This is a genomic window from Massilia horti (assembly GCF_004614195.1).
Classification (GTDB): domain Bacteria; phylum Pseudomonadota; class Gammaproteobacteria; order Burkholderiales; family Burkholderiaceae_D; genus Telluria; species Telluria horti.
The window spans coordinates 37,529-58,359 of record NZ_SPUM01000063.1 but is presented as its reverse complement, the minus strand read 5'-3'; the positions used below and the strand labels follow the sequence as shown (position 1 = coordinate 58,359).

Genomic DNA, 20,831 nt, shown 5'->3' with positions numbered 1-20,831 from the left:
TTCGCGCGCGTGGACGATTCCCGGGCAACAGCGGCCTCGCCCGACTGCGCCAATCTGAACGCACTCACCACGACTTCCAGTTGGCGTCGGCGGCAGCCGCCGCTTCTTCAACCAGCGAGGCGTTTTGCTGGGTCACTTGGCCCCACTGCACCAACGCCTGTTGACCCGCTCGATTCCCGCACTTTGGCCAAACGTGGCGACTCTGCAACATGTGTTGTCATCTGGCAACAAGACCTAATATTCCGTTAACCTATTTCGACTAAATTGCCGCCTGGAACGACTCGCCCCGCAACACAAAGTTTTTCGACAACGTCAGCCGCCGGCGACTTCTGCCACGGATGGCGCAACAACAAGGTTCAACCATGAAAAAACTCTTGCCGTACCTCTTTCTGGCGCTCGTCTTCGAGACCTCTTCGGCACGCGCGCTCCCGGTAATCGCGCCCGCCGCTACGCCAGCGGCAGCCTCCTGCGCCGAGCACTACAACGTGGTGATCGGGGTGGGCGACAAGGAGAAGGTGGCAGGCGCCCTGGCCAATGCTTTCAACCTGCAGAAGGAGTTCGGCGCCCAATGCGTGAACATCGAGATGGTGAACTTCAGTTCGGCGGTAACCGCGCTCACGCCGATGAGCCCCGCTGCAACGCAGATCAAGGATGCGCTGAAGGCCGGGATCAACATCGTGGCCTGCGAGAACTCGCTCGCCAAATTCAAGCTGACGATCGATGACATGTTCCCTGGCATTACCGCAGTGCCATCGGGAGTCGCCGAACTGGTGAAGCGCCAGAAAGAAGGCTGGATTTACCTGCAGCCTTGACCCCCGCTTGTCGACCGAACGAACAACAAGACACCAACGATTTCTGAAGAGAGCAGGAATGAAGAGAAGTATTCGAATGGCGGCCCTGCTGGGTGCCGCCGCCGCAGCATTTTCCATAAACCCCGCTCACGCAGGAGCGGCCCGCGAAGTCACCCTGATCCACATGGGAGACGTGCATGGTCACCTGGTCGAGCACCCGAACCTGCGCTCCGATGGCAAGGGCGCGATGATGGGCGGGCTCGCGCGCATGTACACCGTGGTCAGGAAGATCCGCAAGGCGCACCCGGGCTCCACCATCACGGTCAATGGCGGCGACACCGTGCAGGGGTCGGCGGAGGCGCTGTTCACCCAGGGGCAGGCGGTCATCGACGTGCTCAACGAGTTCGGCATCGACGTGGACAATCCGGGCAACTGGGACTACCTGTACGGACGGGACGTGTTTATCCAGCAATTCGCCGGGTCGGCTCCGCGCTTTCGCGCGAACGCCATTGCCGCCAACTTGTATTACGACGGTGCGCCTTATCAAAAGAAGACCGGGGAGCGGGTGCTGCAGCCTTACTGGATCAAGCAGATCAACGGCCTGAAGGTCGGGTTCATCGGCTACACGGCAAGCCGCGGACCCCAGGCTGTCAAGACCGAGATCACGCGCGGCCTGCGCTTGACCGACGGCGAGAAGGAGTTCCCGGAATTCCTGCACCTTCTGCGCAACGTGAAGCAGGTCGACATTGTCGTCGTCATTTCCGAACTCGGCCTTGGCCCGAACGTCGAACTGGCCAACCGTTATCCGGGCGCGGACGTGATCCTGTCCTCGGACATGCACGAGATGACCTCGAAAGTCATCCGGACCCGGACCGGAACCCTGATCGTGGATGTGGGCCAGGACGGGCAGGTGCTCAATGAAATGACCCTGACGAAGCGCAACGGGAAAGTTGCGATGGTGGCGTTCAAGCAGCATCGCATCACCACCGACATCAAGCCTGATGCAAGAATCGCAGCGCTGGTGAAGCAGGTACGAGCGCCGTTTGTCAGCGGGCCTGATTTCGTTCCCGGCAAATGGGTTAACCCGATCAATGGCCTCAAACTGATGCATCCGATCGACACGGTCGTCGGCTATACCGAGGTGCCGCTGTACCGCTCCAATTTCGCGGGAGAGGAGATGCCGGGCGTAATTGAAGGCTCCTCACACGACTTCCTCACCGATGCGTTCCGCAGTGTCGCCAAGGCGGAAATCGGGCTCATCCGCGGCTTTCGCTACGGCACCCACGTGGCGCCCGGCCCGGTCACGCGCGAAGACCTCTACCACTACATACCGATCGGCCCCATGATCGCCAAGGGCACGATGACCGGCCACCAACTTAAAAAGATGGTGGAAGACTCGGCGTATGCCTGCCTTGCCACTGACGTCGTCCAGGGCTGGACTGGCGGCTGGGTTGCGGGCATGTCGGGCGCGACCCTGGACCTGAATCCGTACGGAGGAAAGCAAAACTACGTCTCCAACTTCCTGGTCAACGGGACCGCGGTGGACCCGAACAAGCGTTACTCGGTGGCGGGGTACTACTATCAAGAGGATCCGCAGGAGATTAACCGTACCCGTGCGCATGACATCGAAGTGCTCAAGGACGGTCAGGGCAACCCGATGGATGCGGTTGAAGTGGTTGCGCAGTACCTTTCAAGCCTGCCAAAGCAGACGGTCACCAGGGATAACCTGAAACTGAACCGGTTCAACCTGGTACGCAAGCTGCCTGCGGCTGCGTATGGGAACCAGGAGATCCAGCCGCTCGGCGGTGTGCCGGCCGAGCCGTTGGTCGCTATTCCTTCGCTTTAAGGCTCGACGCTTAACGTGAATTACCGGCGCACGAAAAACACTTCGTCGTTCCCGCGCAGGCGGGAACCCATGCCGAGCGTCCTTTCACGCTGCCTATGGCGGGAACAGCGCCAGTGGCGCTGTTCCCGCCTGCGCGGGGAGTCGGGTCCGGCAGTGCCGGGCACGACGATTTTTTTGGGCTAACTATTGTTTTGGCGTGCGCTTGGCGTGACCTTTTACTGCCCCTGCAGGCCCATGCGGAACACCTCGCTGCCGGCCAGCAGGAAGGCGCCAACGCCATAGACCTCGGTGGCGTCCTCCGGGAAGCTGACAGGCGCGCGTCCGATCGGTTGCACGTGGGTGAGCTTGCCGTCCGGCTGGACACTGGCCGCGAGCGCGGTCCAGGCGCGGCGCACGGCCGGCTCGTAGCGGGCGCGCTCCAGCAGGCCCTGGTTCAGGCCCCAGGCGAGGGCATAGGTGAACAGGCCGGTGCCGCTCGTCTCGCGCGCAGGGTAGGCATCCGGGTCGAGCAGGCTCGCACGCCACAGGCCATCAGGCTGTTGCAGGTCGACGACCTTGGCCGCCATTTCGCGGAACTGTGCTTCGAACCTGGCGCGCGCCGGGTGCTTGGCGGGCAGATATTGCAGCGTACGCACCAGGCCGCCCATCACCCAGCCGTTGCCGCGCGCCCAGAATACCTTCTTGCCATTGGCTTCGCGCTGGCTGAAGTAATTACTGTCGCGGTAGTACAAGTGCTCGGTGGGGTCGTACAGGTAGTCAGACGTGCGCCACCACCCTTCGACCGCGTGGTCGAGGTAGCGCGTGTCGCCGGTGGCGGCATACAGGCGCATCCAGGTCGGCGGCCCCATGAACAGGGCATCGCACCACGACCAGCGGTCCTGGTTGCCGGGCACGGTAAATTCCAGCGTGCCGTCGTGCGGGTTGGCGAGGATGTCGTCGAAGCGTTCGCGCAGCGGTGCCAGCATCGCGCTCTTGCGCAGCTGGAGGTACAGTTCGGCGTAGGTCTGGCCGACAACGTGATCGTCAGCATGATAGCCGCGCGGCCCCAACTTCCACTCATTGTGTTCGCTCATGGCGACCATCGCGTCGCGATACTTGTGTGTGGCAGACAGGTTGGACAGCGCCATGAAGCCTGCATGGCCCACGCCCTGCGTCCATTCGTCGGGCCGATGGGTGCTCGGGTGGGCGAGCTGCCAGTCGGCGACACGTTCCATCGTGGCCAGCACGGTGGCCGGCGCCAGCACGGAGGCGTCGGCCGGCATGGTGCTTGCGGCGTTGGGCTTGGCAGACGCGGCGTGCAAAGCAGGGGAAGCGAAGGCGCCGAGCAGGGCGGCGGGCAGCAGCAGGAGGCGGGCGGTGCAACGCAGGCGGGTGGTTATGTTCATGTCTCGTTATGATTCTTTGATGGTGCGCCGGGTAAGAAGCCGGGTAAGAAGCCTGCCCCGCGCGCGGGCGCGGGGCAGGGCGATCACTGGTAGCGCATGGTCCAGGTAATCGTCAAAGGCTTTTGCATCGTGAAGGCGCTGCTGTGGCAGCTGACCACGCTCGCCATCGGCCCGTATGGCGCGCGATACAGTTCGTTGCCGGCGGTCGGCGTTGCCTGGCAGGCTTCCAGTCCAGTCACCGTGAAGCTCTTCACCGCGCCGTCCTTGAAGCGGATGGTGTTGCCCTCGGCGCTGGCCCCATCTGAGAACGAGGCGAATTCGAGGGTGAGGCCAGCCACGTCGAGCGGTGCGGCCGCGCGGTAGGTGTCGGTGCGGGTGATGACGCCGTGGTCCAGGCTGTACTCTGTGTCGACCGTGATGCGGGTGTCCTTGACCGGCACGTTCTTGCCCAGGCGGGTCAGCGCGTCCTGATGGTAGGTGACGCGATAGCCGCTGCCCTCCGGCTTGGTGCGGATGTCTTTCATGAAGGCGGTGGCGATCAGTTCACTGCCATCGGCCAGCTTGAACTTGGGCAGCAGCTGGGGATGCGCGGCGCCGGAGTCGGCGATGCCGGACACGATCCCGTACGAGAACGGCAGCGGGTAGTACGGGCTGTTGGCGTGCTGGCTGATGCCGCCGTTGATCATCGACAGGCTGAATACGTGTGAGCCGTCGCGCCAGATGGCCAGCGCCCGGTCGTATTCACCGCTGGCGAAACGGGTCAGGCTGAAGGCCGGGCGCGCGCGCGTCAGCCAGGCGTCCAGGTCCGCACGCGGAACAGCGCCCTTCATGCCGGCCTTGTCCCACATTTCGGAGGTGGTGATCAGCTGGTGCAGCAGGGAGAAGTTCTCGCCCAGGATGCGGTGCTTGCCGCGGTAGGTGTCGGTGCGCCGTCCCTTGCCCCACATGTCGACCGAATGCATCTGCGGGTCGAACCAGAAGTTCATGTAGCGTTCGCCGATCCGTGCCGAGTAGGCGTAGGCGTACTCCTTTTCCTCCGGGCTCAGGACGCCCAGGTAGGCGGCGGTCGACAGGATTTCGAGCATCGCCGTTTCGCCATACGGGCCCAGGCTGCGGCCCATCGTGAAGCCGCTGCCGTCGCTACTTGCGGCATTCAAGGCGATGTCGGCCGATTTGCGCAGCAGGGCCTTCAGTTCCGGCGTCACCGTCAGGCCAGTCTCGATGAAGCGCTCGCAGATCTCGGCGGCCAGCAGGATGCTGTAGCGGTCGAAGCGGCCCTGGCCATCGGTCTCGTCCGAGAAGCCGTAGGTGCCGGAATAGGTGGCGTAGTGCTTGAGCATCTTGTCCAGCAGGACGTCGCTGCCTTGCGCGTCTTCCCAGCCCATCAGCAGGCGCAGGCGCGCGATGCTGAAGGCGACACCGTAGTAGTTGGTCGGCAGATTGATCAGTTCATAGCTGGGCAGGCGCACGAAGGTGCGCCAGTCGAGCTTCTTGCGCAAGGTGTCGAGCGTGGCGGGACGGACCGCGCGCTCGAGCAGGCCGGCCTGCTTGAGCTTGTACAGCGAGCCGATGTAGTAATAGATGCCCCAGGTATCGTTCTCCATGCCGACGGTCAGGTCCGCCAGCGCGGCATAGTCGCGCAGCATGCCGGGCAGGCGCGGATCGTCGGCGGGAGTGTGCAGCAGCAGGTCGCCCAGGCCCGCTGCGATTTTCCCAGGCAGGAATTTGTCGTGGCTTTCGAACGGCTTGGTGCCGTCCATCGTCAGCCGGTCCTTTTCCTGCGTGAGCTTCTGGAAGAAATACTCGAGCTGCGGATAGGCTTGCTCGACAGTCTGGTGCAGTGGCGCTGCGGCCTGGGCCGGGCCGGCGAGCAGGGCCGCAGCCGCGAGGGCGGGGAGGGTGAGGCGCATGGTGATACTTGTCTCCTTCTTGTTAAACGTTTTCCTAATTTAGGCTAACTCGTCCGGAAAGTAAACTCAGGGATTGACCACGGGGGGATCTGCGGCGTGATCAGGCGCGCCGCGCCATGGTCGACGCGCGCAGCATCAGTTGCGGAGCGATCCTGGTCAGTTTCTCGACCGGCTCGCCGCGGATCACGGCCAGCAGCTTCTCCATCGCGGTCGCGCCCATGCGTTCGCTCTGCAGGTCAACAGTCGTCAGCGCTGGCGTCGTGTATTTGCCGTAGGGGATATTGTCGAACCCGACCACCGACAGGTCGTGCGGCACGGCCACGCCCAGGTTCTCGGCCTCTTTCATGAAGCCGAGCGCCATCAGGTCGTTGTAGCAGATCAGCGCGTCCGGCCGCTCGCTGCCCAGCACGATGCTCGCGCACAGGCGCTCGCCCTCGGCCAGCGACGGTGCGTCGGCGTCATAGATCGTCAGCGGGAGGCCCGCCGCGTCCAGGCATTCGCGGATGCCGCCCAGGCGCTCCTCGTCCCGCCGCGACTTGGAAAAACCGAGGTAGGCAATGCGTTTGTGGCCGAGCATGCGCAGGTGCTGGCTCAGCATGAAAGCGCCGCTGTGGTCGTCGCTGGCGACGGTCGGCAGCGGCAGTTCGGACAGGCTGCCGAAGAACACGAGCGGCTTGTCGATCTCGGTCATCCATGCCATTTCGTGTTCGCGCATGCGGGAGAACACGATCATGCCGTCCACGCGCAGGCTCAGGTCCTCCAGCGTGCGCCGCTCGCGGCTGGGCGTCTCTTCGGTGTCGACCAGCAGCACCGAATAGCCCTGGTCGTTGGCGACCCGGTTCGCGCCTTTCAGGATGCTGGAAAAGTGCGGGTTGGTGATGTCCAGGACCGACAGGCCGATGGTGTTGGTGCGCCCGGTGATCATCGACTTGGCCAGCGGGTTGGACTTGTAGCCCAGGCTGGAAATCGCGGACGCGAGTGCCGCCTCGACCTTGGGCGAGAAACGCTGCGCGCCGTTGATGTATTTCGACACCGTGGCGGTCGACACCTGGGCCGCTGCGGCCACGTCGCGAATGGTCGGGGCAGTTTTTTTCATGGGAGTTAATCGTTATTCAACGCGGCATGTTAGCACGCATTCTCGCCGTGGCTACGTTGCGCGCGAGGCGTCGCCGATCGGTTCGGACAAAAAAGATGCCGCCCGGTCGCCCGGGCGGCATCGCTTCGGGATCTCGCCGCTATACCTGGAGCTTTTTCCGCAAAACGGATCGCTCCAGGTGCAAGCCAACGGCCCTTCAGGTAAGTCAGAACGTATAGGTCGCGCGCATGTTGAACGCGCGGCCGATCGGGCTGGCCTGGCCGCTCAGATAGCCCTCGTTGCGGTAGTTCGCGGCCGGCGGATCGCGATCGAACACGTTGTTCACGCCGCCCATGATGTTCCACTTCTTGAAGCCCTTATAGGACAGCGACCAGTTGACCAGCAGGTACGGGTCGATGCGGTGGTAGAACAGCGACGACGCGTTCAGGTCCTCGAAACTCTGGCGGTACGACTCGGTCAGCGTGGTAGTCCAGTGGCCGCCGGGGCTCTGCCATTTCTGGGACGCGGTATACCTCCAGCGGTACGTGAACACGTTGGCATCCAGCGGGCCGAACTTGTTGACGCTGGAAATCCAGTCGCTGTCGTTCGTCAGCTGGGTCTTGAAGCTGTGGACGTAGGTGCCGTCGAGCTGCACACCGAAACGGCCCCAGCTGGTTTTCGGGAACGTGTAGGTGGTCGTAATATCAATGCCGTCCGTGCGCTGGCCGCCCATGTTGTTCAGGCGGTCATCGATGTAGATCAGCATGTTGGTCTTCGGATCGCGGATGAACCGGTCGGCGTATTGCGGCTGGAACAGGGTGGCCTGCGCGATTTGTCCGATCGCGTCCGTCATGCGCACGTCCCAGTAGTCGAGCGACACCAGCAGCGATTTGGTCGGCGTGAGCACGATGCCGAAGTTGAAGGTCTTCGACTTTTCCGGGCCGACCGACGGGTTGGCGCCGGTGTTGATCGGCAGCTTGGCCGCGCAGACGGTGGTCGGGGTATAGCCGGGCAGTGCGGTGCCGCCGGTATTGCCGCCGACCTTGCCGCCCGGGCACAGCAGCGGATCGTTGTAGGTCGAGCTGGTCACGCCGGTCGGCCCGTTGACCGCGCCGTAATAGCGTTCGTTCAGCGTCGGGGCGCGGAAACCGGTGCCGGCGGCGCCACGGAACATCACCCATTCCGTCGGCTTGTAGCGGAAGCTGAGCTTGGGATTGGTGGTGCTGCCGAAGTCGTTGTAACGGTCGGTGCGCACCGCCAGGTCGACGTCCAGCGACTTGGTCAGCGGCGCATACAGTTCCGCATAGACCGATGCCACATTGCGCGACGCGGACACGTCGGTCGCCGCGGTGGTGCCCGTCTGCCCGCCGGACAGCGCGACAGTGGTCGGAATGAAGTTGCGGCCAAAGTCGTGGTAGATGCCGGCGCCGGCCGCGAACGCCAGGGCACCGCCCGGCAGGTCCATCAGCTCGCGGTTGACCGCCAGGTTCGCGCCGGTCAGGCGCGTCAGGCCCTTGCTGGCCGTTTCGCCATTGGTCGAGATGCTGTCCAGGTAGGCCTTGCCCTCCGCATTTTGTATGCCGAAGGGATTGAGCTTGCCGTTGGCGACGCCATCGAGCAGCTTGAAGCTGTTGACGAAGCCCGAATGGAAGGTGGTGTGGGTCGCGTAGATCGCATTCCAGATGCCGACCTTGTAGTCCCAGGCGCCCAGGCGGCCTTCATCCTCGAGCGTGAAGCGCGACTCCGATTTCTGGTAGTTCAGGACCGTCGGGCCGAGATCGCCGATCAGCGACCAGGCCAGCGTCAGCGTCTGGTTGGTGATGGCCGGCATCGCGGGCGTGATGCCCTTGCCCGGGTAGTAAGGGCTGCTCGGGGTGATCGTCAGCGCCGGGAAGTTGGTGACCGAGGCGTTGATGCCGAAGGTCGGGTTCTTGACCGGACGGGTGAAGATCGACGAATACAGCAGGGTCGCCGTCAGTTTGTCGTCGCCGATCATCTTCGAGCCTTTGACGAAGAATGACGCCTGCTTTTTCGCGGTCGTCAACGTCAGCGAGTTCGCGTTGTAGGTCGACGCGCAGGTATTGCTCGTGCCTGGGACGGACCAGGGCGCGAGGCACCCGGTGCTGTAGTAAGGATTGCCGGTGATGGTCGTGCTGCCGACCTTGGTCGAGCCGTTGGCCAGGGTCACGTTGGCCGGCACTGCATTGCTGCCCTTGCTCAGCTTGGGCGGTTCGAAGCCGGCGCTCTGCAGCCTATCCGTATTGGTGATGTTCGGGCGGGCGCTCTGGCGCAGCGGCAGTTGGTTGTTGACATCGCCCGTCACGTAGACGTTCCAGCCGTCGGTGGCCAGGTCCCCTTTACCTGCAATGAAGCTCAGGCCTTCGGTTTCGCCGCCGCCCTTCTTTTGCGGCACGGTGCCCTTCGCGGTGATGGACGCCCCGGTGTAGGACTTTTTGGTGACAAAGTTGATCACGCCGCCGATCGCATCGCTGCCGTACACGGACGAGGCGCCGTCGCGCAGCACTTCGGTGCGGTCCAGGGCGCTGACGGGAATCGTGTTCGGGTCGATCGAGCTGTCGTGCAGGCGTTTGCCGTCGAGCAGCACCAGCGTGCGTGCGGCGCCGATGCCGCGCATATTGGCGCTATTGCCGTTGCCGGCCGTGGAGTTCGGCTCGTAGTTGGCGGCGGTCGACATCGTCATCAGGATGTCGGAAACCGTCACCGCGCCTTGCGCGATCCAGTCTTCGGCTTTGGTGACGGTGACCGGCAGCGCCTGGTCCGCGGTCGCCCGCTTGATGCTCGAGCCGGTGATCTCGACCTTGGTCATCGTGTCCTCGGTCGGCGCCTCTTGCGCGAAGGAAGGTGCGCTCATGGCCAGCAAGGCCATGGCGACTGCCGAAGCAATTGGGAGCGGTGTGTACCGCAGATTTTTCGTGTTGTTGTTCAAAGCGATGTCTCCTGCTGTTGTTGTAGAAACCTGAGTCGTTGGGCCGATGCTCCGCGTCCCACGCACGATCAATTTTGGAAATCGATTAACATCGTATCGAAAAAAATGCTTGAGCTAAAGTTTTTCGCTGCAGCTCTCTCGATCTCTTATTGCAAGGCCGTTATTATTGTCGTAATTTAGTAACAATAACGGCACGTGATTGCCAATGCGTTGCGTCGCAAATGCATATGTTTGGAAAGCGTTTAACCCGCGCCCGCCCGCGTCAAGCGGTTAATCGGCCGCATGGCTTGCCAGCCATGCTTCGTAACGTGTCCGGGTCTCCGGCGCGGTGGGTGGATACAGGCCGATGATCGTTGCGCCGCGCGCCACCTCTTCAAGCACGAAATCCTCAAAGCGCTCCATCTCGACCGCGTCGCGCGCGACTTCGTCGGCAAGGTGAAACGGGATGCAGACCACGCCGTCGTCGTCGCCGACCATGATGTCGCCCGGGTAGACCGGCACGCCGCCGCAGCCGATGGGCGCATTCAGGTCGAGCGCGTGGTGGCGTATCAGGTTGGTGGGGGCCGAGGGGCCCGAGCACCAGGCCGGGATCTCCAGCCTGGCGATGGCGGAGGCGTCGCGCAAGCCGCCGTCGGTGACGATGCCGGCCGCGCCGCGCACCTGCAGGCGCGTGGACAGGATGCTGCCGGCCGAAGCCACCGAGGTATCGCCGCGACAATCCATCACCAGCACCGCGCCCGGCGGAATTTCCTCGATCGCCACGCGCTGTGGATGACGCGGATCGCGGAAGGCGTCCACGCCGTCCAGGTCCTCGCGCGACGGAATGTAGCGCAGGGTGTAGGCCGGGCCGGCCAGCCGCTGGCCCGTCTTCAAAGGCCGCGCGCCCTGAATGAACACATTGCGAAAGCCGCGCTTGTACAGCAGCGTGGTCAGGGTCGAGGTGCTGACGGTCTTCAGCAGCTCCAGTGTGCGGGAATCTACCGCTTGATTCATGTCTGTCTCCAGTTGCATCGGTGGCGCCGGCAGCAATGCCGCGGCGCCGTTTTTCAATTGCGTTCGAACGTGGTGTGGCTGAAGCGAATGCTGCTGCTGTCGATGTGCTTCAGTCGGTAGTACTCGTCCCACTTGGCCGTGCTCGAGGTGAACCCGTTCGTGGCCGGATCGAGCGCTTGCAGGTAGTCGCCGAACTTGAAGTAGATATTCCGATGGTCGCCCTTGATCCGGGTGCGTGCCGTCTGGATGGTGCCGTTGGTGGCGGTCTTCGCAGTCACGGTCGCATCGCCTTTATCGAACTTGATATCCAGGTCGAAGCTTTCGCCGGAGCGGATCGTGCCCAGCGCGGTAGCGACATCCTTGCCGCTGGTGCTGAAGATCTTCGCCACGATGTCGAACACGCCATTGTTGGCCTTGCCATCGAGCAGCTGGCCATCTTCCGTGTCCTGCACGTAGACCTTCACGATCGTCTCCAGGCCCTCGACGTGATACTGCGCCACGATGGTCTTGGCGCCATTGGACAGCGTCGGCGTGACGACAGCGGAAAAGTGCTCGTTCGTCTGTTCGATCGGAAGACGGTTCTTCTTCCCGATTTTCAGCTCGTTGCGGTAGCCATGACCATTCGCGGTGGCGAACTTGGAGGTGAGGGCGCTGAAGGTGAGCGTGCCGTCGTGCGGGGTTGAGAACGGCGAGTTCCCCTCCAGTTCGAACAGGCTTTCCAAAGCCTCCTTGGACGTGAAGCCGGGCGCCTGGGCCTGGGCGTGGCCGGACGCTGCCAGCAGGCCTGCGCAAAGCAGGGACAGGCCGCAGGTTCGCTGAAGCAGATTCATTGAGACTCCTTGATGGTCGACTGTTGAGGGTTGTGCGCCGAATCGGCAGACTCGCGCGGCTCGACCGGGGCGACGCGGCCGCCAAGCCAGAGCGAAACAAAGACCAGCGGCACCAGCACCGCGGCCAGGATGAAGAACGGCGTGTAGTTGCCGCCTGCGGTCAGTTCGGGCACCAGCTGCATGCAGACGATCGTGCCCAGCACCGCCGAGGTACCGCTGATGCCGGCCAGCGAGCCGACCGTCTTCCCCGAGAAGAAATCGCTCGGCAGGGTCTGGATGTTGCTGATCGCCGCTTGGAAGCCGAACAGGATGGCGCCGATCGACAGGACCGCCAGCAGCGGGGTATCGGCCGTTGCGCTGAACAGCGAGGCGACAAACATCACCACGAGGCCCAGGCCGATCACCAGCTTGCGCGCTGCGTTGACGGACCAGCCGCGCTGCAGCAGCCGGCCGCACAGCCAGCCGCCCAGGAGCGCGCCGATGGCGGCGCCGACATACGGCACCCACGCGAAGATGCCGATCTGCTTCACGTCGAAGTGGAATTTTTCGTTCAGGTACAGCGGTAGCCAGCCGACGAACAGCCACCAGATCGGATCGATGAAAAAGCGCGCGGCGATCACGCCCCAGCTCTGGCGATGGCGCAGCAACTGCGACCACGTCGGCACGTATTGCGCCTGTGCTGCGTCGGCGGCTCGTTGTCCGGTCAGGATGTAGGCGCGCTCCTCGGCGCTGATCCAGGGGTGCGCGTCCGGTCCGGACCGGTAGACGATCAGCCATGGCACGACCCAGACGAGGCCCAGCGCGCCGATCAGGATGAAGGTGCTCTTCCAGCCTACAAAGGCATACAGGAAGGCCACCAGCGGCGGCGCGACGATCGACCCCATCGAAGCGCCGGCGCCGAAGATGCCCTGCGCCAGGGCGCGCTCGCGCACCGGGAACCATTCCGCGACGGCTTTCGTCGCGCCCGGCCAGTTGCCGGCCTCGCCCACGCCCAGCAGCGCGCGGAACAGCGCGAACGACATGGCCGAGCGCGCGGCGGAATGCAGGGCGATGGAGGCCGACCACACGACGATCGACAGCAGGAAGCCGATCCGGGTGCCGAGGGCGTCGAACAGCTTGCCGAACAGCGACTGCCCGATGGCGTAGCCGACCAGGAAGATGGTGATGATGTTGGCATAGTCGCGTTTGTCCATGCCCAGTTCGTCCGCGATCCCCGGCCACATGACCGCCAGTGCCGAGCGGTCGATGTAATTGATGATCGTGGCGGCGGCCACCAGCGCGATGACCAGCCAGCGCAGCCCCTTCATTGTTCTCATGCCGATGTCTCCAATATTCTGTTTGTGTTTGTTCTGGTATGACGGCGAGCGCGGTTTTAGTTGATGCCGGGCGGCCCGTCCGAGCCCTGCATCGCAGCCAGTTGCTGGCGATTCGGCAGCCCTTCGCAATCGCCGCGGAACTGCAGGACGCGCGCACCGATCGTATTGCCGCGCGCTGCCGCTGCCTGCAGGGGCAGGCCTTCGAGCAGCGCGCTGATGACGCCGGCCGCGAAGCCGTCGCCGGCGCCGACGGTGTCGACCACGTTCGCCACCGGCAGGCCCGGCACCGTGCCACTGCCTTCCGCACTGGCGAAATACGCGCCTTCCGGCCCCAGCTTGACCACGACCTGGCGCGCGCCGCGGGCCAGGTAGAAGTCGGCGATGCCGGCTGCGTGCTCGCAACCGGTCAGCAGCCGGCCCTCGGCCAGGCCAGGCATGACCAGGTCGGACATGCCGGCCAGCGCATTCACGGTCTCGATCATCTCCGCCTGCGAACGCCACAGGCGCGGCCGCAGGTTGGGGTCGAAGCTGACTGTGCGCCCGGCGATGCGGGCTTGCACCGCGAGCTTGAACGCGAGCTCGCGACAGCTGGCCGACAGTGCCGGAGTGATGCCCGTGAGGTGCAGCAGGCGCGCCTGCGCGACGGGCAATTCCGGAACGTCGGACGGCCCCATATGACTGGCGGCCGATCCGCGCCGGAAGTATTCGATCTCCGGATCCGTGCCGTCGTCCACCTTCGCCTTGAGCATGAAGCCGGTGGGGTAGCGCTCGTCCATCCGGACATGGCGCAGGTCGAGCCCCTCCGAGGCCATGAAGGAGCGCAGGTTGTGCCCGAGGCTGTCGTCGCCCAGGCTGCTGATATAGGCGACCTTCAACCCCAGCCGGCTGAGCCCAACCGACACATTCAGTTCCGCGCCGGCGGTGGCGCGCTCGAATTCGCCGACCTGCGCCAATGGCCCGCTCTGGCGCGCGATCAGCAGGGCCATCGCTTCGCCGAAGGTGATGACGTCCGGATTGTCCATGGCTGGCGCTCCTTAGAACCGCATGCTGGTGACCAGCGTCGCGTCCTGGCTGGCGGGCAGCGACAGGCGCAGCACCATGCCGCGTTCTTCCCGAGGGCCGCTGTCGACTTTGCCCGGCGGGCCGGCCGCGATTACCACGCCCGGCTCGATGACCGCTTTCGCGCCCTGCGTGCGCACGTCAACCTTGAGCGACGACGGCTTGCCGGCGATGACGAAGCGCTGCGCGCCCACCTGGTTGATCGCCTGGTCGCCGTGCACTTGCGCGGTCAGGACCACCGGCTTATTGGCGTGCATGCGGTCGGTCGTTGTCCAGGTTTTGTTCGCATAGCTGAAGCGGCGTTCGAGGCGCTCGATCCCCAGTTCGGGACGATACGCGCCGGCGAGTTCGGCGACGATGTCGGCATGGTCGCGGCCCAGCTTCACGCTGGTGATCCGGATCTTGTCCAGCCGTTCATATGGGTAGCCGCGGAACGCGTCGTGGCCGCCGCCTTCATTGGCCTGGCCCTGGCCGTCGACCAGCAAGGTATTACTCAACTTGCTGCTCGGGATGCCGGCATACCCCATCGGGCCGGTCAGGTAACTGCCGCCGCCGTACAGGATGAAGCTGCCGGCATCCGGGTGCGAGTGCCCCATCTCGAGATGCCAGTCGGGCAGCTTCCCGCGAAGGGCGGTGACGTGGTGGCCCTCCGGCGGGCCGGCCCGGAAGGCGAATGCGGTCGCTTTGGCGGTCCAGTCGCTGCGCCAGTACACGGTGCCCAGTTCCTCGAAGTGATGGTGCGGCTTGATGGCCGACATCGGCTTGGCCGGCAGGGCCGCGTCGAACCACTGCAGGCTCCAGTAGTCTTCCTGGCACACGTGGCCCAGCGATGCCATCCAGGCTGCGACGCCCTGCGCCTCCGGGTTGCCGAAGCGCGCCGCCAGGCGGTACAGCAGGTTGTAGTTCGAATGCAGCTTGCCGTTCGGGTGCGTGCGCGCGGGCTCCTCGCCGATGCGCGAGCGCGTGATCGGACCTTCGAACACGTCGCCGAAGTCGAACACGTCCTGCCCATTGGGCGTGATCGAGTGCGCGATGTAGAGGTGGGCTTTGCGCAGGCTCGGCTCGTCGTACATGTCGTCGCCCGCTGCGTGGGCGAAGGCGTCGAGCGCGTGGATAATCCACGGCATCGAGAACACCCAGTACTCGACACCCTCGTAGAAATAACCGTCCGAGGACGCCACTTCGAGCACGCGGGTGAAGATGGCGCGTGACAGCGCCGCCCATTGCGCCGCTTCCGGCACCTCGTCCCACACCGCGTAGGCAGCGATGGCCAGGCCGGCGATCGGGATGAAGCAATGGTTCTGGCTGTACGAATAAGACTTGCCCGGAGTCGGCTTGAAGTGCGCCGACAACAGGCGCGCCTGGCGCACGATCTTGTCGCGGTAACGGGTGCGCTCCTCAGCGGAGAGCACGTCGTACAGCAGGTCGTAGGCGGTACCCATCCCGTACAGCAGATGGCCGGCTGCCAGATCGATGTTGGGCTTGCTGTAGGTGTAGCCCCAAACGTCGTAGCTCACCGCCGCGTCCATGTAGCGCTTGGCGGCCTCGAGGTAGCGGGCGTCGCCTTCGATCTGGTAGGCCAGGGCGGCGCCCACGATGCCGATCGCCACCGTGTTTTGCGCGCGCCGTTTCTGCGCCGGCGCCGGTGGCGGGTCTTCACGCATGGCGACCAGGCCGTCCAGCGCTTTTGCCCACATCGCGCGATGGCTGCTGCGGGCGCGCTGGCGCAGTTGCTCCAGGCCGGCCTTGGTGGTGAACACGCGCGGGTGCACGCCGTTCAGCTCGGGGCGCAAGGCCGCCGGATGCGCCTGCATGATTGTCTCCAGCGGGTGCGCTCCGCCGGTAGCCTTGCCGATCATCGTGCCCAGTGACTCGCGCGCATCCTGCGCCAAGGCCTGGCGCGTGGCCAGTACGGGCAAGGAGAGGGCTGCGGCGCCGAGAAAACGTCGCCTGCCGAAGATTTGCTTCATCACGCTCTCCTAATTCTCAGTAGAGGCCGAGGCCACCGTTGACCTGAATGATTTCGCCGGCCAGGAAGGCGGCCCGCTTTGATGCGAGGAAGACGACGACGTCGGCGACGTCATCCGGCTGGCCTTCACGGCGCGCAGGCGTGCGCTCGGCGATCGCCTGGCGGTTCGCCGGGGTGTTGAAGGTATCGTGGAAGCGCGTGGCAATGAGGCCCGGGGCGACCCCGTTGACGCGGATGCCCAGCGGTCCCACTTCCTTCGCGAGCGCGCGCGTGAACGTGGCGACGGCGGCCTTGGATGATGCATAGTGCGCCGAACCCGGCCCGCCGCCGTCGAACGCGGCCAGCGAGGACATGGTGACGATCACGCCGCTCTTGCGCGCTTCCATGCGCTTGAGCGCGGCCTGGCAGATCAGGAAGGTGCTGGTCAGGTTGAGGTTCATGGCCTCATTCCACAGCGACAGCGGCATGTCGACCACGCGGCAGCGCTGGATCAGGCCACCGATATTGGCGAACAGCGTGTCGATCTCGCCGATCTGGCTTTCCGCTTCGGCGAACACCGCTTCGGCGATGTCGCTGTCGCTCACGTCAGCCTTGATTGCGTGCGCGCGCCGGCCCATGGCGCGGATCTGCGAAACCACGTCCTGCGCTTCATCGCTGCTGCTAAAGTAGGTCAGGACGACATCCGCGCCTGCATTTGCGAGGGCCAGCGAGGTTGCCTTGCCGATGCCCGATGCTCCGCCCATGACGAGGGCGCGTTTTCCAACTAATTCCATGTGTCGCTTTCTTTCTGGTGGGTGATTTATTGTTTCGGTGGCGCCGCGGTCGACGAGCGCACGATCAGTTCCGGCGCGAACAGTTCGTCAGCCGGAGCCGACGCCGGTGCCAGGATGCGCTGGACCGCGGCGTCGGCCATCGCCTGGATTGGCTGGCGCAGGGTTGTCAGGGGTGGGTCGTGCGCGCCGGCGAAGAAGATGTCGTCGATCCCGATCAGCGACAAATCTTCCGGTATCTTCAGGCCCAGTTTCTTCAGGCCGATCCCGATCCCGATCGCCATCATGTCGTTGATCGCGATCGCCGCCGTTGGTCTGGAGGGCGCTGCCAGGATGCGTTCGGCGGCACTGCAGCCCATTTCGAACAACTGGGTATCGCCATGTGGATCGGCGGGAGCGTCGGTGGAATCCACGATCACCAGTTCGCCGGCGATGCCCGCGCGCGCGACGGCCTGCTCGAATCCGCGGATCCGGTCCTGGCGGTTCAGCGTCTGCGGCGGGGGCGTGACCAGCGCGATCGAGCGATGACCCAGCGACGCCAGGTGATCGACCGCCATCGCCGTGGCGGCGGCGTTGTCGACCGAGATCGTGATGATGCGCTCGTGGCTCTCGTCCGAGCGCCGGATGTCGAAGGCGACGACGGGGCAGCGCGACGTCATCGCGGCCAAGTGTTCGGTGTCGTTCAATGCTGAACCGGTGATGATGCCTTTCACGCCATGGGCCATCAGGTCGGCCATCACCGCCCGTTCCCGTGCTGGATTGCGGAAGGTGCTGAAGGTCATCACGTGGCAATGGTATTTGGCCGCGGCGGCTTCCACCGCGCAGGCGAGCGCACCGAAGAACTGGTTCGCCAGCGATGGCACCAGCAGGCCGACCATGGAGGCGACCCCGGTCTTGAGCTGGCGCGCGGCATTGTTGGGCCGGTACCCGAGCTGCTTGATCGCCTCCTGGATGTTGCGCTGGGTCTCAGGGCGCATCTGCTGGAAGCGGCTGTTGAGAAAATTCGAAACGCTGGACGGGGATACGCCAGCCAGCCGGGCCACGTCCTTGATCTTTGGTTCGCTCATTGTTTTCTCATGCAAGCAAGCGGTGTATCGATTTACTGTAACGTTGCAGTGCAGCGTTAAAAAAATTTTGATACGGAAATACTGTCGACCTTCTTTGCCCGTGTCCGAAGTGCGACCCGGCAAACGAGGAAAGGTAAATCGATTTACTGCAACGATTTAGTGAGCTTAAAGCAAAGCTGCAAAAAGTCAACAAAAATGTTTGCTAACTCGTTGGATAGCCCCGGCGCCTCATTCGTGGTCTTGCGCCAGGGCCGACAGCCTTACTTCAACGGCGTGATCAGCGCACTGAGCTGGCCAGGATAGTGCTCAAGCAGCCAGCGCGCCTTCTCTGCGAAGACCGGTTCGCCCTTGTAGGCGCGCGCGGCGGTCAGCATGTTGCGCATCGTATGCAGGTTGATGCCGTCCGCCGTGCCTTCCTTGGGATCGATTTCCGGGTAGGGCCACTTTTCTCCGTTCACGTAGCGCGCGACGAACCGGTAGCCCTGCTCAATATTGTGCGAGTCCTGGCCGTGTTCCCAGACGCCCACGCCGGCCAGTTCGCCATAGCGGCCCAGGTTGCCGAACGCTTCGAGGGCGAAATTGATGTAGCCGGAAGGGCGAGTGCGCTCCAGTTCAGCAATCAACTTGCCTTCGCGGTCGATCTGCCCGGCGATCCGGCGGATTTTCGTGATTTCCAGCTCGCGTTTCGCGATCTCCGGCTGGTTCGTGTACAGCGCGAACGCGGTCACCTGCGCGGAATACCAGGTGCCGTGGTTGTTGTGCGCGTTGCTCTCTTCGAAGCCATTGCGGCTATTGAGCAGCCAATTCAGGTATTCGCGGTACCACCCACGCACTGCGTCGTTCTCAGCATCGCTCAAGGCATTGGTCGGCTGGATCAGCGACAGGCTGTCCATCACATCGATCAGGCTGCGGCTGCTGATAATGCCGATGCCGCGCCCATTCACCCGGCCGGGAATCGCCTGGCCGTATTCCAGGTTCGGGTTCATGCGGGTTTCCGGCGTGAGGAACCAGGCGCGTGCCAGTTCGCCTGCCTTGTCAGCATATTTCTGCTGGCCGGTGAAATACCAGGCCAGCGCCAGAACCGTCACGTCCTTGGAGAATTTGCCCAGGCGGGTGCTGTCCGTGCCATTGGTCGAGGAAGCGGGATTGTGCAAGCCATCCTTGCGGATGTAGGGCAGGCCGTCCTTCTTGGCCGGGTCGGGCCACCAGTACGGGCCGAAGCTGAAGAAGTCGTGCTTGTCGCCGCTGGCGGGCGCCAGGGTCTTGTCGACCACGCTGTAGCGCTTGTGAGTGAGCGCCGCGTCGGCTTCCTTCAGCAGGTTGTCGTAGGACGGCTGGTAGAGCGGGTCGTGCGCCGCGACTTTTTGTTTTGCCAAGGCCAAATCGGCCGGGTCGTAAGTATAAAACTGGGACGGCGATGCAGCCTGCACAGGGCTTGACAGGCAAATACCGAGCCCGGCCGCGAGCAGGGCCGAACGTAACAGTGAGCCCAGCGTTTTTGCTTCCTCGTTCAAAACATGTCTCCTTAGTTTTTTTGAAGCGTTTAACTAAAAGGCATGCGGTATTCGTGTCGGCGACTGTGCGATCCACTCGGCCGAGTGGGGAAGGCGTGCCCCCATCCGCAAATTTGTAGTTAAACGTTTTCCTAAGAATATGGCAACTCTTCAGGAAAGTAAAGCGAAGCCTCGTGACGCCGGCCGATTGGAGAGCGCAATCAGCGCACCGCCACCTCACCGCGCCCGCCGTTCGGCGTTGCCACCAGCGCCTGCAGGCCTGCCAGGTCGAGTGTTTGCAGCACGCGCTGCATGGGCATTTCGAAGGTATCGCCGCCGCGTACCGACACCATCAACATCTGGGCGCGCGCCGGGTGCTGGCGGTCCCAAGGGAAGGCCGGATCGGGTTTGGCGAGCAAGGGGTAGTTTTCCGCGGGCCCGTTCTGAGGTTGCAGGCCGTCCAGGCCAAGGCGCGCCTGCTGCGCCAGCTGCGCGGGGGATAGCGCGGCGCGCCAGGCGCGTAATTTGGCGAGCATGGTGCGCGTGGGGTCGTTGTCGATGGCTGGATTGGCGCGCCGCCGTGCCTCGACGGCTTCGGCGTGCGCGCGCGCCCCTGCCTGCTGCGCGCGGATCTCGGCCATCATCTGCTCGGCCTTGGCCGGGTCGACCTTGCGCAGGCCCTCGGCCACGCGCTGCATCATGGCCTCTTGCGCCTCAGGGGCGGCAGCCTGGCGCGCGGCCTGGCGGTTGGCGTCAGCCTCGACTGCTTGCCGCTGCAGGGAGCGCTCCATGAAGTCGAGGTATTCGGCGGTGCTCACCGGCACCCAGGGCAGGCGGCCTCCGGGCGTGAACACCAGCATGTGCCCGCCGTACAGCGTGTGCCCGCCGAGGCGGCCGGTGGCCGGCAGCTCGCGGTAGGCCTCGAGCTGCTCGTCCCGGAACTCGGGTACCGCCGTGGCAAAGAAGGTGTTGGGCGAGTTGACCGTCACCACGATGGTGGCGCGAGGCTCCCAGCGGTCGGCGCCCTTGATGACGTCACAGGTGCCGCGCCACATGGGTTCGCGGTGATCGCGCAGCAGGAAGTTCGCGCCGCGCGACGGCATGTTCCACAGGCCACCGATCTGCCAACTGCTGCGCAGACGGGTGCGAGGAAGCTCATGCAGTGCGCTCTGGCGATGCAGCAGGGCGTTGATCTGGTGCAGGGTCTGGCGCAAGGGCGCCACGCGGGCGTCGCCCACGGCCAGCTGGTCGGCCGTTTGCGGGTGCTCGGCATCCATCCAGCAATCGATCTCGGCCAGGGCCGCGGGCGCGGCGGCGGCCAGGGCCAGTGCGGCCAGGGCGGCCCGCAGGCCACGGTGTGAGTTCGTAAAAGTCATGGCT

General features: G+C 64.2%; 15 protein-coding genes. 2 read left to right on the top strand and 13 right to left on the bottom strand.

The window, feature by feature from the left end; genetic code table 11:
- Positions 1-362 precede the first annotated feature (362 nt).
- Together E4O92_RS10575 and E4O92_RS10570 are read left to right on the top strand one after the other, a co-directional pair.
- Positions 363-812 carry a DsrE family protein gene (locus E4O92_RS10575; protein WP_167759760.1) on the top strand — a complete coding sequence of 150 codons (450 nt, stop codon included), beginning with the start codon at positions 363-365 and terminating at the stop codon, positions 810-812.
- A gap of 58 nt (positions 813-870) precedes the next feature.
- Positions 871-2,637: a bifunctional metallophosphatase/5'-nucleotidase gene (locus E4O92_RS10570; RefSeq protein ID WP_135189730.1), complete on the top strand. Its 1,767-nt coding sequence runs from the start codon at positions 871-873 to the stop codon at positions 2,635-2,637.
- Positions 2,638-2,852: 215 nt separating this feature from the next.
- On the opposite strand, the gene E4O92_RS10565 is transcribed toward E4O92_RS10570, so the two are convergent.
- The 13 genes from E4O92_RS10565 to E4O92_RS10505 all read right to left on the bottom strand — a co-directional run bounded on the left by E4O92_RS10565 (position 2,853) and on the right by E4O92_RS10505 (position 20,827).
- Positions 2,853-4,022: a glycoside hydrolase family 88/105 protein gene (locus E4O92_RS10565; protein WP_135189729.1), complete on the bottom strand. Its 1,170-nt coding sequence runs from the start codon at positions 4,020-4,022 to the stop codon at positions 2,853-2,855.
- Positions 4,023-4,105: 83 nt separating this feature from the next.
- Entirely contained in the window at positions 4,106-5,932 is a 1,827-nt protein-coding gene (locus tag E4O92_RS10560) for a hypothetical protein (protein ID WP_135189728.1), read from the bottom strand.
- 100 nt (positions 5,933-6,032) lie between these two features.
- The gene (locus tag E4O92_RS10555; protein WP_135189727.1) at positions 6,033-7,028 is read right to left on the bottom strand and encodes a LacI family DNA-binding transcriptional regulator; all 996 of its coding nucleotides are present in this window, start codon (positions 7,026-7,028) and stop codon (positions 6,033-6,035) included.
- A 205-nt stretch (positions 7,029-7,233) separates the two neighbouring features.
- Positions 7,234-9,879, bottom strand: coding sequence for a TonB-dependent receptor domain-containing protein (locus E4O92_RS10550; protein WP_167759759.1), 2,646 nt, complete (start codon positions 9,877-9,879; stop codon positions 7,234-7,236).
- A 345-nt stretch (positions 9,880-10,224) separates the two neighbouring features.
- Entirely contained in the window at positions 10,225-10,947 is a 723-nt protein-coding gene (locus E4O92_RS10545; protein ID WP_135189725.1) for a ribonuclease activity regulator RraA, read from the bottom strand.
- Positions 10,948-11,000: 53 nt separating this feature from the next.
- A complete protein-coding gene (locus E4O92_RS10540; protein ID WP_135189724.1) occupies positions 11,001-11,777 on the bottom strand; it encodes a polysaccharide lyase family 7 protein in 777 nt (258 codons plus the stop codon).
- Positions 11,774-13,093 (bottom strand): MFS transporter, encoded by a 1,320-nt coding sequence (locus E4O92_RS10535; RefSeq protein WP_135189723.1) that lies wholly within the window; start codon positions 13,091-13,093, stop codon positions 11,774-11,776. Before E4O92_RS10535 ends, E4O92_RS10540 begins: the two co-directional genes overlap by 4 nt.
- 56 nt (positions 13,094-13,149) lie before the next feature.
- Entirely contained in the window at positions 13,150-14,115 is a 966-nt protein-coding gene (locus E4O92_RS10530) for a sugar kinase (RefSeq protein WP_135189722.1), read from the bottom strand.
- A gap of 12 nt (positions 14,116-14,127) precedes the next feature.
- Positions 14,128-16,122 carry a DUF4962 domain-containing protein gene (locus E4O92_RS10525; RefSeq protein WP_135189721.1) on the bottom strand — a complete coding sequence of 665 codons (1,995 nt, stop codon included), beginning with the start codon at positions 16,120-16,122 and terminating at the stop codon, positions 14,128-14,130.
- A 16-nt stretch (positions 16,123-16,138) separates the two neighbouring features.
- Positions 16,139-16,894: an SDR family NAD(P)-dependent oxidoreductase gene (locus E4O92_RS10520; RefSeq protein ID WP_135189720.1), complete on the bottom strand. Its 756-nt coding sequence runs from the start codon at positions 16,892-16,894 to the stop codon at positions 16,139-16,141.
- A gap of 26 nt (positions 16,895-16,920) precedes the next feature.
- Complete coding sequence (locus tag E4O92_RS10515) at positions 16,921-17,958, bottom strand: LacI family DNA-binding transcriptional regulator (RefSeq protein ID WP_135189719.1); 1,038 nt, start codon at positions 17,956-17,958, stop codon at positions 16,921-16,923.
- Positions 17,959-18,218: 260 nt separating this feature from the next.
- Positions 18,219-19,334, bottom strand: coding sequence for an alginate lyase family protein (locus E4O92_RS10510; protein WP_206076846.1), 1,116 nt, complete (start codon positions 19,332-19,334; stop codon positions 18,219-18,221).
- 338 nt (positions 19,335-19,672) lie between these two features.
- A complete protein-coding gene (locus tag E4O92_RS10505) occupies positions 19,673-20,827 on the bottom strand; it encodes a hypothetical protein (RefSeq protein ID WP_135189718.1) in 1,155 nt (384 codons plus the stop codon).
- Between the last annotated feature and the right edge of the window lie 4 nt (positions 20,828-20,831).